The following is a 12,064-nucleotide window of genomic DNA, read 5'->3' as shown; positions in this document are numbered from 1 at the left end:
CAGCGAGGCACTGGCCGAAAGGGAAGGCGTGGCGAGCAGGGTGTCGACGCAACGCATCACGCCGGCGGGCAAGAAGATCCCCTCACCCAACTCAGTCAATAGTTGCCCCCGATTCCTTCACCAGCTTGGCCCACTTCTCCATATCCTTGCGGATCAGCAGTGAGAACTGGTCCGGCGTTGACGTCAGCGGCGACGCTCCCGCCTGCACCAGCTTGTCGCGCATGGACTTGTCCTGCGCGATGCGCGTGATTTCCTGCGACAGGCGTGTGGCCACTTCCGGCGGCAGGTCGCGCGGGCCCACCACGCCGAACCATACATCGGCTTCGTAGCCAGTCACGCCGGCCTCGGCCATGGTCGGAACCTCAGGCAGTGCGGGCGAGCGTGTGGCGCTGGTCACGGCGAGGGCGCGTAGGCGCCCGGCCTTCACGTGCGGCAGTGAACCGGGCAAATTGTCGAACATCAACTGCACCTAGTTGGCGAGCAGGTCGGCCATGGCCGGGTCGCTGCCCTTATATGGCATGTGGACAATCTTCACCTTTGCCATCGACTTGAACAGCTCGCCGGACAGGTGGTTGGTCGTGCCATTGCCGGCCGAACCCATATTGAGCGCGCCGGGATGGCTCCTGGCGTAGGTCATCAGGTCCTGCACAGTCTTGGCCGGTACGTTGGGATTGACGACCAGGATGTTGGGGACCCCGGCGAACAGAGCGACCGGCGTGAAGTCCTTCTGCGCATCGAACGGCAGCTTTTTGTACAGCGACGCGTTGATGGATTGTGTGCCCACTGTGCCGAACAACAGCGTGTAGCCATCGGCCGGCGCCTTGGCCACCACGTCGGAGCCGATGGTGCCGCCGGCGCCCGGACGATTGTCGACCACAACCTGCTGTCCCAGTGTTTCGGACAGCCGGGTCGCGAGCACCCGGCCGAGCAGGTCGGTGGTGCCGCCTGGCGGAAAGGGCACGACCATGCGGATCGGCTTGTCGGGATAGGTGCCGGCCAGGGCAAGGCTTGTCGTGACTGTCAGGCAAGTGGCAACCAGGGCATTGGCGAGGGATTTCATGGGGGCAGGTTCTCCGTGGGACAAAGGATATAGGCAATGCCGGCTGCGGTGCGCGGCGTTGCTCAGTGAAGCGATGCGAGGTGTCCGAGCGAGCGCTTGAGCGCGTCGCGGGCCGTATCCAGGCGGCGGCGAGTGGCATCGCGGGCTTGCTGCGCTTGCGTAATCGTGGCGCGTTGCGTGGTGACGTTTGCGCGCACCAGTGCCGGCGCAGGACCACCGGCAGCAATGCGCGCCGCGACTCCCTGCCTGGGGTCCAGGCATCGCGCGACTGCGGCCGCGTCCAAGCCTGCGGGACGGCCTGCCACGCGCACGGCGGCGGCATCGACCATGGCGGCGCTGATCTCGCTCGCGGGCAGATGTTGATCGAGCGCGTCGCGCACTACGGCGCCCACGACGTGGTGCGCCTGCCGGAATGACATCGCGGCGTCCCGCACCAGCGCATCGGCGAGGTCCGTGGCCGTGGAGAAGTCGCGACTGGCGCGCGACAGCATGCCGGTCTGTTGCGGCGTCGCGCTGTCGATCACCAGGCGCAGCAGCGACAGGCAGCGCAGGCATTCATCGCCGGCTTCCCAGAAGCCGCGCATACTCTCGCGGTTGCCATCGCCGGAATGGGTAAAGTGGCTGCCCTTGAGCGCGGTCAGCGCGCCCGTCAGCAGGCCCAGCATATGGCCGCCTTTGCCTTTCAGGTATTCGAGCACGACCGGGTTCTTTTTCTGCGGCATGATGCTGGACGTGCCCGCCACGCTGTCCGGGAAATCGATCAGGCCGAACTCCGGCGTCGCCCAGATATAGAGATCCTGCGCGACGCGGCCCCAGCTTACCGCGCCGATCGTGATCGCCGAGAGCATCTCCCAGGCAAAGTCGCGCGACGCCACCGCATCGAGCGAATTGGGCACAAAGGTGGTGAATCCCAGCCAGCGTGCGGTCGCTTCCCGGTCGATGGCAAACGCCGTGCCCGCCAGCGCGCCGGCGCCCAGCGGGCATGCGTCGAGCGCTGCCAGCGCATGTTGCATGCGCGTGATATCGCGACCGAGTGCTTCGGCCACTCCGGCCAAGTAATAGCCATAGGTGATTGGCTGCGCGGCCTGCAAGTGCGTATATCCGGGCATTACCACTTCGGCGTAGGCCTCGGCCCTGTCCAGCGCGACAGCGCGCACGGCCAGTATCGCTTCCAGCAGGTCGAGCGCCAGGTCGCGCGCGCGCAGGCGGTCATGCGTGGCCAGGATGTCGTTGCGGCTGCGCGCGACGTGCAGGCGTCCGCCGGCGTCTGCACCGGCAATCTGCATCAGGTGGGCCTCGTAGTTGAAGTAAGCGTCCTCGCGGGCCGGGTCCAGCGGCACGGCCTGCGCGCCTTCGGCCTCAATGCGCAGCAATGCCCGCGCCAGCAACGCAGCCACGTCGGCGGGGATCAGCCCGCTTCCGTGCAGCATCAGCAGGTGGGCCTGATTGATGTCGGTGAGATAGGGAAAGCCGCTGCCGAATTCGCGCATCAGGCGCGGCAGGTAGATGTGCTCGCAGACTTCGGCGGCGGTGGGTTGGGTCAGGCGGCGGCTGACTTTGGATTCCATGCTGTTCGATCTCCGGAAATGTTGGAGTCAGTATGGAAATCCGTGTCATATAACGTCAAATCAGGAATTTTTGGAAATCTATACGGATTTGATATGCTCGGCGTGCCCCCAGCGCTTTTCACGCCATGAACTACAAGCAGATCGAAGCCTTTCGCGCCGTCATGCTGACGCGCTCCATGACGGAAGCGGCGGCGCAGTTGCATACCTCCCAGCCAAATATCAGCCGCCTGGTCAGCCTGCTCGAACGGGAGGCCGGCTTCCGTTCGAGCGCGTCGGCCACCGGCTCGTGCCGACGGACGAGGCCGAAGCACTGTTCCTTGACGTCGAGCGCTCCTTCGTGGGGCTCGACAGCCTGCGCGCCTCCGCACGCTCCATCCGTGAGTCAGGCGTGGGGACCTTGCGCATCGGCACCGTGCCATCGATCGCCATGAGCGTGATGCCCCAGGCAATCCTCGCGTTCCGCGAGCGCTATCCGGACGTGCCGATCGCCGTGCATACCAACGATTCGCCGACCGTGGCCAAATGGACCGCTGCGCGCTTCTGCGACATCGGCCTGGTGTCATACCTGGCGGAAGTTACTGGCATACGCAGCGAATTGCTGCGGCGCGAGGACGGTGTGTGCATCGTGCCAGCCACGCACCGGCTGGCGCGCAAACGGCGTGTCCATGCCAGCGACCTCGTCGGCGAGCCCTTTATCTCGCTGACCCACGGCGACGGCACCCGCACTACCGTCGACGCGGCATTCGCGGCGGACGATCGCCGCGTGCTGACGCTGGAGACACCCTACGCCGCTACCATCTGCACCATGGTCGGCATGGGATTGGGCGTAAGCGTGGTCAACCCGCTGGTGGTGCGCAGCTTGAAACCTGCCGGCGTGAAGGCGATCCCGTTCGAGCCGGTAGTCGTGTTCCAGAGCCACATTCTTTTCAATCTGCAGCGACCGGTGCCGGCGCTGGCGCAGTGGTTTTTGGCGTGCCTGCGGCGCGTGGCGTCGTGAGCCGATGGCCGCGCGCGAGGCCGGAGGAGTGCGGCACTGGCGGAAATAGTGACTTCATAGCGGAAATGGCCAAACAGCACCTGCCTGAGGGAAGCTCCCATGCGAGCTCGCGGGCTAGCGGAAGCGTCATCGACACGATCGCACCTTTCGAGGCTGCATAGGCGGCTTGTCCAATCTGGCCGTCGAAGGCTGCGATTGATGCTGTGTTAATGATGACACCGCGCTCGCCGGTCTCCACCGGCTCCTGGCTTGCCATGATGTCCGCCGCAAGGCGAAGCAGATTGAAGGTGCCGCCCACATTGATCTGCATCGTTCGCATGAACGAAGACAGAGCGTGGATACCGCTCTTTCCGATGACTTTCTCAGCGGGTGCAATGCCGGCGCAATTCACCGCCCCGCGCAGTTTCCCCAGTCCCGAGGCAAAGGCATACATCTCCTTGACGCTGGCCTCGTCGGAAACGTCGGTCTTCCAGAAGACGCCACCGGTTTCCGTAGCGACGGCTTGCCCCTTTGTGACGTCGAGATCGACGATGACGACCGTCGCGCCTTGCTGTGCCAGTGCCTTGCCTGTGGCCGCGCCGAGTCCGGATCCGCCACCGGTCACGATAAATACATTGCCGGAGATTTTCATGATGGTCGAGCTTAGATTTCAGTGGTTGGTCGGTTGATCGGCGGGTACGGACCCCAGCGGCGCTTGCGAGGCCATTTCGTCTGGCTGGTTCAGTGCTGCGGCGCTCTTGCGATGGTCAATCAGGACGACGGCGAGCGTACCGACAAGACCGGCGACGCCGATGGCCAGGAAGTTCTGTTCCAATGGCAGCTTCATTCCCACCAGAGCACCGATGAAGACCGGGGCTATGATGGCACCCAGTCGCCCGATCCCTGAGGCGAATCCGACGCCCGTCGAGCGAATGGAACCGGGGTAGAACTCGCCCGCGTATGCATAGGCCAGCAACTGTGTACCGAGGGTCGACGCGCCCACGACAAATACGAGGGCAAAGAGAAGCCTCGGGAACGCCGGTCAGCTCGTATCGAGATCCGGCCTGGGATGACAAGCCAAGCGAAGAAAAGGCCCGGCTGATGTCGCGCCAGGGCAATCGAGCCGCCGCGCTGGAAGGCCTCTGCGTTGCCGATCCGGACACCATGGAACCGGTGCCTTGCGATGGCAAGACGCAAGGCGAACTACTGCTACGCGGCAATATCGTGATGAAGGGCTACCTGAAGAACCCTCCGGCGACCGTAGCCGCATTTAGTGGCGGCTGGTTTCACACTGGTGACGTCGCGGTCATGCATCCCGATGGATATATTCAAATCACGGACCGATCCAAGGACGTGATCATATCGGGAGGGGAAAACATCTCGTCGGTGGAGGTTGAAGATGCCTTGCACCAACACCCCGCGGTATTGATTGCCGCCGTGGTAGCCCAGCCTCATCCGAAGTGGGGGGAGTCACCCTGTGCCTTCATCGAACTGAAGCCCGGCGTCGAGGCACCAACCGAAAATGAAATCATTGCATTCTGCCGCGATCGCCTGGCCCATTACAAGGCCCGGTCAGGGTTATATATGGGCCGTTGCCGAAGACTGGTACTGGAAAGATCCAGAAGTACCGTTTGAGGGAGCTTGCGAAAAGCCGCGAAGCTATCACTGAGCTTGAGTGAGCCGAGAGCGTGCTTCCACTTGTGAACCGGACAACGCGCAAATCGTCCGCGCCGTAGACGGCCAAAAAGGGTCATAGGTTGATAAATAAAGGAGACAACCAATGAAAGCACTTTTGTTTGCGAAGCCCAGGATCTACCAGGCGGTACGGCAGGCTGCGTCGCAATTTTGACTGGTTGTGGTGGGGTAACGAAGTGCCCCAGGAAAACCCAGCGGCGCAAGCGCCTCCGAAAACCCCAGCGAGCTATGCGCAGCATTGGAGGGGCTGGAGGGGCAGGACACGATAGATTGATCCACGTGCGCGAAGAAGACGTAACCTGCCGCCTGCAGAAACCAGAATAACGAATTAGGGAGAAGAGGGAGTCGGTGGCTCCCTTTGTTTCGTGAGCGTCGACCGAGCGATGCGTCATGCCATAGTCCCGGAAAACAAGGAGACATGGTCGCCGCAAGGCATGATGTTGCCTTCCTCTCCCTCCGTGCGGTAGGTTGGAATTCCAGGTCGGGGTGGTGCTGGACCAGGGCGCGCGAGGGCGCCCTCAGCCAGGCCGCTGCCCGTGGAATGCGTCATCCAATAGCTGCCGGACTTCTCTGTGGGCCAGCGGCCGCGGGTTCGGATACTGCGCCTGCAGCGCCAGTTCGCAGGCGCGATCGAGATCCTCCTCGCGCATGCCAATATCGCGCAGCGCCACGGCAGCACCCAGAGAAGCAGCCAGGTCGAACACTGCTTGCGGGCCGCTGGCGTGAGGGCGGCCTAACGCGGCGGCAATCGCCGCCATCGCCTGGGGTGCCGCGGGCGCGTTGTAGGCCAGCGCGTGCGGCAGCACGATCGTGTGCGTCTCGGCATGGGGCAGGTTGTAGCTGCCGCCAAGCGTGTGGCACAGCTTGTGATGCAGGCCAACAGTGGCGCTGCCCAGCACGGCGCCGCAGAGCCAGGCGCCATACAGCGCATCGCCCCTGGCCGCGCGCAGTTCGGCGCTGTCCCGCTCGCCCCCGGCTGTCGCGATCACTGGAAGCGCACGCCCCAACGCCGCGATGCCTTCCCGGCACATCCAGTCGCTGACGGGCGTCCGATCGCCCGCGTACAGTCCTTCGGCGGCGTGGGCAATGGCATTGATGCCGCTGGTTACGCTCATCGCCACCGGCAGGCCGAGGGTCAGGTCGGGGTCGTAGACCACCGTGCGCGGCAGCACGCGTGCATCGCGCCCGGTACGCTTCAGGCCGCCTTCCGTCAGGCCATAGATCGGCGTCATCTCCGAGCCGGCGTAGGTTGTCGGGACGGCAACGATGGGCAAGTCCGATTCGAGGGCGATGGCCTTGCCAAGCCCGATGGTCGAGCCGCCGCCGATCGCCACCACGGCATCGGCGCCGAGTTCCGACGCGCGGGCCCGCGCCAGCCGCGCCTGCTCCACCGGCACGTGCATGACCGCGCCGTCGAAGATGCCGGCGCAACGCGCGCCCAGCACCTCGGCGGCGCGCTCGGCCAGGTCGCGTTGCTGAGGGGTGCAGAGCACCAGCAGCTTGCGTGCGTGCAGGGTGTCGGCTTCGGCGCCGAGCGTTGCGAGCGCGCCGGCACGGAACACGATACGCTGCGGGTGGGTCTGGTAGATAAAGGGTCGCATGATGCCAGGCACCTATTCAATGACGATATGACGCGACTTGATCAGCCGGCCCCAGCGGACGGATTCTTCCCGTATCAGCTTGTTGGCCTGGGCACTGTCGCCGGCGATGACATCGAAGCCGCCGTCGCTCAGTACCTTGCCGATGGCCGGATCGCGCAGCGTGGCATTGACCTCGGTGGCGAGCTTGGCAATGACGTTGGGCGGCGTGCGCGCCGGCGCGATCATCGCCACCCACGAATAGGCCTCGAAGCCCTTGTAGGACTCCGCCACTGCCGGCACGCCCGGCAGGCGCGCGTCGCGCTGGCCGGCTGTCACGGCCAGCGCGCGCAGCTTGCCGGCCTGCACGTAGGGCATCACCAGCGGCAGGCTGGCGATCATCGAATCGACATGGCCGCCCAGCAGGTCGTTGATGGCCGGGCCGCCGCCTTTGTACGGGGTATGCGTGCCGCTGGTCCCCGCGGCCTCATGGAACAGTTCGGCCACCAGCTGGTTGGAACTGCCGGCGCCGACCGACGCGTACGACACGGCATCCGGCTTCTTCGCGGCCGCGACGTAGTCCTGCAGCGTCTTGTACGGCGAGCTGGCGGGAACGACCAGCACCATCGGCGAGCGGACCATGTACGAGACGCCGGTCAGGTCCTTTTGCGAGGCGTACGGCAGTTTCGGGTAGATATGCGACTCGGTGGCGAAGCCATCGAACACCATGCCGATGGTGTAGCCATCCGCCGCGCTGCGCGCGATCTGTGCGGTGCCGATGGTGCCGCCCGCGCCGGCGCGGTTGTCGATCATCACCGGCTGCGCCAGGCGCTTGCGCAGGCCCTCCTGGATCTGCCGCGCCACCTTGTCTACGGTGCCGCCGGCGGCATAGGGCACGATCAGCGTGACCGGCTTGGCCGGCCAGGTTTCGGCGCGGGCAATGGCGGGGGACATCGACACGGCCGTCACCGTGACCAGCGCCGCTGCCGCCAGGCGTGGCAGCGCGAAGCGCCGGATCGTCTTTGCTGCGGTAGTCTCCATCGGGGTCTGCTCCTCTCAGTGATGGGGCCCGGCATGCTCCACTTTTGCTTTATTTGCTAAAAGCCAGCGCACCGGAATCGGTCACTGGATGTTAGACTGGCCCGCATCGTGCGGGAAGCCGGTTTGCCTGCGCAACGCCTTTGCGGAGATTGCAAAAATGGAGTTCAGCCGATTCGCGGAAAACCTGTCCATCTTCGTCGAAGTCGCCCAGTCAGGCAGCTTTTCGGCGGTAGCCCGCCAGCGCGGCCTGGTCGCGTCTTCGGTGGCGCGGCAAATCGATACGCTGGAGCGCGAGCTGGGGGTGCCACTGTTCACGCGCTCGACCCGGGCGCTGGTCCGTACCGATGCCGGCGAACTGCTGTTCGCGCGCGCCACGCGCATCCTGCATGAACTGAGCGATACGCGCGATGCCGTGACGGCGCTGGAGCAGGGCGTCAGCGGGCTGATCCGGGTCGCATGCCTGCCCGCGTTCGGCCGGCGGCACGTGGTGCCGCACCTGGGCGCGCTGTACGCCCAGTATCCGCGGCTGACGGTGGAGCTGGCGCTGACCGAGCGCATCGTCGATCCCGTGGTCGAACGGTTCGATGTCGTGATCCGCGTTGGCCAGCAGGCCGACAGCTCGCTGGTTGCCCGCTGCATCGCCAGCCAGCGCTACATCATCTGCGCGACGCCCGGCTATCTGGCCGTGCATGGGCGTCCGGCGCATGCCGACGAGATCGGCAGGCATCGCCTGATCGACCGTGGCCACAGCACCAGCATGCGCGGCTGGCGTGAGCTGCTGACGCCTGCGCACGCCGCCGAGGCGACGTTTGCGCTCGAGTGTGACGACTGCGATGCGCGGCGGCTGTCGGTGCTGCAGGGCCTCGGCATTGCGCTGATGCCCGACTGGTCGGTCGGGCCGGATATCGGCGCGGGCAGGCTGGTGGAGCTGACGCTTGACGGCCTGCTGCCGCAGGCGCCTGGCGGCATCTACCTGCTGCGCGCCACCCAGCATGCCAGCGCGAAAGTGAAGGCCTTCTGCACCCACCTGACATCCAGCATGGGCAGCCCGCCGACCTGGCAACAGGCGATGGCAGGGGAAGCCGTGCTGGCGTAAGACGCGGCCGGGGGCCGGCTTGCGCGATATCCCAAACCTTGAAGGAATTCGGCCACCTCAGGCATGGATCATCAGGACGGCGGCGCCGGTCAGTCTGCCCTCGCGCATGTCCGCCAGTGCCACATTGGCCTGTTCGATGGGGTAGGCGGTGGTATGGATCTGCAGCGGCGTGCGGGCTGCAATCTCCATGAGGGCGTCGCCGTCAGCACGCGTGAGGTTGGCCACGGAGCATAGGCGCCGCTCTTCCCATAGAAGCGAGTAAGGCATGACGGGGATGTCGCTCATATGGATGCCGCCGCACACTACGATACCGCCCTTTCCTACCGCTCCCAGCGCACGCGGCACCAGCGCACCGACGGGGGCGAAGATCAGCGCCGCATCCAGCAGTTCCGGTGCGTCAGCGTCGCTGCTACCGGCCCAGCATGCACCTGTGCGGCGGGCCAGTTCCTGGGCTCCCGTGTCTCCTGCGCGCGTGAAAGCATAGATCTCCCGCCCCTGCGACGCGGCGATCTGCGTCACCAGGTGGGCCGCCGCGCCGAATCCATAGATGCCGATGCGGCGCGCGTCGCCCGCCATACGTAGCGTGCGGTAGCCAATCAGGCCGGCACAGAGCAGTGGTGCAGCATGCTCATTGCCATAGCCATCGGGAATGCTGAAGCAGTAGCGACTGTCGGCGACCAGGTACTCTGCATAGCCGCCATCGCGGGTATAGCCGGTAAACTGCGGCGCGTCGCACAGATTCTCGTGCTGTCGGAGGCAGAAGCTGCACTGGCCGCAAGTATGGCCAAGCCATGGTACGCCAACTCGGTCGCCCTGCTTGATCGCAGTGACACCGCTTCCGCACGATTCGACCGTACCAACGACCTCATGCCCCGGAATGAGGGCCGGCTTGGGGTAGCGCAGATCGCCATCGACGATATGGAGGTCGGTGCGGCACACGCCGCAAGCGGCAACTGCAATGCGCACCTTGCCCGGCCCCGGTTCGGGTACCGGTACGTGGAGTAAGCGCAGAGGCCGCCCCGCGCCCTCGAAGACCAATGCTCGCATGGTCTGCGGCATGACACGCTCCTTGTCGGGACTCGAGCGGGGGTCAGCTTTCGATCTCGCTGCGGCCCAACAGCGCCAGCTTGGTAGTCTGCGCGAGGGCGCCTCCTGACATGCTGCCCATCGGCACTCGCGTGACACCGCGCCGGCCATGGGTTCCAAAAACGGTCATGTCAGCATTCCAGGTACTCCTGCACACCTTTGTGTGCCGGCGGAGTCAAGATGTTCCAAGTGTAGGTACTGGGTGATCCAGATCAACTGCCGAGTGGTTCCGCCGCCTAGACTGGCAGTATCGGCCAGCCAATTCCCCAAAATCACGTCATGGACTTCAAGACCATTCTCGTCGACCTCAGTGAAGATGCTGCCCGGTCGGCACGCATTGAAACGGCGGCACGGATTGCCGAAAAGTTCGACGGCAAAGTGGTCGGGCTAACTGCAACCGGAACACACCTCGAACCGTTTCGCGGTGCAGGCGACGAAGCCGGGAAGTACGCCGCGCTTGCCGCGAGTCATTTGCATAACCTGGTTGTCCGTCACAAGGAAGCACTCGACACGCTGACCGGGCAGGTGTCGCCGGCCATACCGACCCGGCATGTCGTTGTCGACGGTGAGTCGGGCTGGGCCCTGGCCGAGGAGGGACGTTTCGCCGACATCATCCTACCCGGCCCGCCATCGGGGGATGCGGATGTGCCGGCCTTGCTGGCGGGGGTGGCCGAGTATGCGATGCTCAATGCGGGGCGGCCCATTTTGCTGGTCCCGGGCGTATCCGGCCCGCACTTCGGTGGCCGAGTCGCGATCGCATGGAACGGCGGCCGGGAAGCCGCGCGGGCGGTAGCTGACGCACTGCCATGGCTTGCACTTGCCGGCGCTGTGTCCGTTTTGATTGTCAGCACGGACAAGTATGGCGCTGCCATTGAGGGTGAGGCCTACCGTGAAAGCGCGCACCGGTTGACAGCGTGGCTCGCCAGCCATGGCATTCACGCCAATCTTCTTGTCGGGGAGGGCGACCCCGACCACGTTTTGTTGCAACTTGCGGGCAGGATGCAGGCCGACCTGTTGATCGCCGGTGGCTATGGCCGTTCCCGGCTGAGGGAGCTAATGCTGGGTGGAACTACGCGTGCGTTGCTGCGCCAGTCAGCGCTTCCGATATTTATGTCGCACTGAAGCGTGCCGTCCCCCCCACGGCCAGAAGCGCTGGGTCGCCCACATAACCGAGCCGTTTCCAGAGCTAGCCTCTAACGGCTTCTCAGCACTACGGCTTAGCCGTCAAAGCGCCGTAGAGGCACGCGAAGTCTGAGTGGGAATGATGACGGCGCAGCGTGGAGCGGTGGCGTTTTGGCTTGCAGGTGCGCGTCGTCCCACCATTTCCTCCGCGTGACGTAACCAGCGCGCAGCAGCCTGGTCGCGGATTGTTCACTTTAACGACTTGAAAACGGCACTTCCTTGTCGCATCGCGACGGCGTACCCATTTCTGCGCGCCTGGTGTCTCGCTACGCTATGCCGAGGGCGACGGCGTGACGGCCCCGTCGCCGCGCGTTGCCCCCGGTTGCTGATGCGACGTGGGCGGCAACCCCGGGGCCGTGACGGCCTTGCCACCGGTATCGATTGGACCTTGAATGAGTGCGTAGGGACCAACAGACAGTCCGAGGGAGAGATGCGCTGCACCCACTGCCAGTTTGAGAACCCTGCGGGCGCCAGGTTCTGCGAGGCGTGTGGGCAAAGGCTTGCGCAGCTTTGTCCGCAATGCGGCCACGAGTCTGGCGCTACCGCCAGGTTTTGCGGTGCATGCGGTGCGGTGTTGACCGATACGGTGGCAGCGCCTCGGCAGATTCCGCCGCCGGCGCCGCCCGTCCCGGCCCCGGTTCTCTACACACCGCCCCATCTGGCCGAGCGCATCCGGGCGGAGCGCGCCGCGATGGAAGCCAAGGGCGCGGACGCGGCCGGCGAGCGCAAGACCATCACGGCGCTGTTCGCCGACATGGCCGGCTCCACCGCGTTGATCCAGGA

At 65.1% G+C, this 12,064-nt stretch carries 9 protein-coding genes and 4 pseudogenes; 5 read left to right on the top strand and 8 right to left on the bottom strand.

Going from position 1 to position 12,064, the window contains the following annotated elements:
* Positions 1-91 precede the first annotated feature (91 nt).
* Both J8I82_RS20545 and argH read right to left on the bottom strand, forming a co-directional pair.
* A pseudogene (locus J8I82_RS20545) lies at positions 92-1,060 on the bottom strand (Bug family tripartite tricarboxylate transporter substrate binding protein).
* A gap of 62 nt (positions 1,061-1,122) precedes the next feature.
* Positions 1,123-2,628, bottom strand: coding sequence for an argininosuccinate lyase (gene argH / locus J8I82_RS20540; protein ID WP_209760614.1), 1,506 nt, complete (start codon positions 2,626-2,628; stop codon positions 1,123-1,125).
* 125 nt (positions 2,629-2,753) lie between these two features.
* Here argH and J8I82_RS38385 point away from each other — a divergent pair.
* Positions 2,754-3,625, top strand: a pseudogene (locus tag J8I82_RS38385) (LysR family transcriptional regulator).
* Here J8I82_RS38385 and J8I82_RS20530 read toward each other — a convergent pair.
* Together J8I82_RS20530 and J8I82_RS20525 are read right to left on the bottom strand one after the other, a co-directional pair.
* Positions 3,555-4,256, bottom strand: a complete 702-nt coding sequence (locus J8I82_RS20530) for an SDR family NAD(P)-dependent oxidoreductase (RefSeq protein WP_245179943.1) — start codon at positions 4,254-4,256, stop codon at positions 3,555-3,557. The pseudogene J8I82_RS38385 and the gene J8I82_RS20530 overlap by 71 nt on opposite strands.
* Before the next feature lie 18 nt (positions 4,257-4,274).
* Positions 4,275-4,628, bottom strand: a pseudogene (locus tag J8I82_RS20525) (MFS transporter); the annotation flags it as partial.
* Between J8I82_RS20525 and J8I82_RS20520 the strand changes: the two are divergent.
* Positions 4,613-5,283: pseudogene (locus J8I82_RS20520) on the top strand (AMP-binding enzyme); the annotation flags it as partial. The pseudogenes J8I82_RS20525 and J8I82_RS20520 sit on opposite strands and share 16 nt — an antisense overlap.
* 534 nt (positions 5,284-5,817) lie before the next feature.
* Here J8I82_RS20520 and J8I82_RS20515 read toward each other — a convergent pair.
* Both J8I82_RS20515 and J8I82_RS20510 read right to left on the bottom strand, forming a co-directional pair.
* Entirely contained in the window at positions 5,818-6,900 is a 1,083-nt protein-coding gene (locus J8I82_RS20515; RefSeq protein WP_209760612.1) for a maleylacetate reductase, read from the bottom strand.
* 12 nt (positions 6,901-6,912) lie between these two features.
* The gene (locus tag J8I82_RS20510) at positions 6,913-7,917 is read right to left on the bottom strand and encodes a tripartite tricarboxylate transporter substrate binding protein (RefSeq protein WP_209760610.1); all 1,005 of its coding nucleotides are present in this window, start codon (positions 7,915-7,917) and stop codon (positions 6,913-6,915) included.
* Positions 7,918-8,074: 157 nt separating this feature from the next.
* Between J8I82_RS20510 and J8I82_RS20505 the strand changes: the two genes are divergently transcribed.
* Positions 8,075-9,013 (top strand): LysR family transcriptional regulator, encoded by a 939-nt coding sequence (locus J8I82_RS20505; RefSeq protein WP_209760607.1) that lies wholly within the window; start codon positions 8,075-8,077, stop codon positions 9,011-9,013.
* Between the two features lie 57 nt (positions 9,014-9,070).
* On the opposite strand, the gene J8I82_RS20500 is transcribed toward J8I82_RS20505, so the two are convergent.
* Both J8I82_RS20500 and J8I82_RS39090 read right to left on the bottom strand, forming a co-directional pair.
* Positions 9,071-10,072, bottom strand: coding sequence for a zinc-dependent alcohol dehydrogenase family protein (locus J8I82_RS20500; RefSeq protein WP_209760605.1), 1,002 nt, complete (start codon positions 10,070-10,072; stop codon positions 9,071-9,073).
* A 31-nt stretch (positions 10,073-10,103) separates the two neighbouring features.
* Complete coding sequence (locus J8I82_RS39090) at positions 10,104-10,229, bottom strand: hypothetical protein (RefSeq protein WP_280907693.1); 126 nt, start codon at positions 10,227-10,229, stop codon at positions 10,104-10,106.
* A 149-nt stretch (positions 10,230-10,378) separates the two neighbouring features.
* Between J8I82_RS39090 and J8I82_RS20495 the strand changes: the two genes are divergently transcribed.
* Both J8I82_RS20495 and J8I82_RS20490 read left to right on the top strand, forming a co-directional pair.
* Positions 10,379-11,221 carry a universal stress protein gene (locus tag J8I82_RS20495; protein WP_209760603.1) on the top strand — a complete coding sequence of 281 codons (843 nt, stop codon included), beginning with the start codon at positions 10,379-10,381 and terminating at the stop codon, positions 11,219-11,221.
* A gap of 490 nt (positions 11,222-11,711) precedes the next feature.
* Positions 11,712-12,064, top strand: a 353-nt coding sequence (locus tag J8I82_RS20490; RefSeq protein WP_209760601.1) for a zinc ribbon domain-containing protein, incomplete at its 3' end; no start/stop codon positions are given.

It is taken from the genome of Cupriavidus consociatus (genome assembly GCF_017814975.1).
Lineage (GTDB): Bacteria > Pseudomonadota > Gammaproteobacteria > Burkholderiales > Burkholderiaceae > Cupriavidus > Cupriavidus consociatus.
Note: the sequence above shows the minus strand (reverse complement) of the source record. Positions and strands in the feature narration are given on the sequence as shown.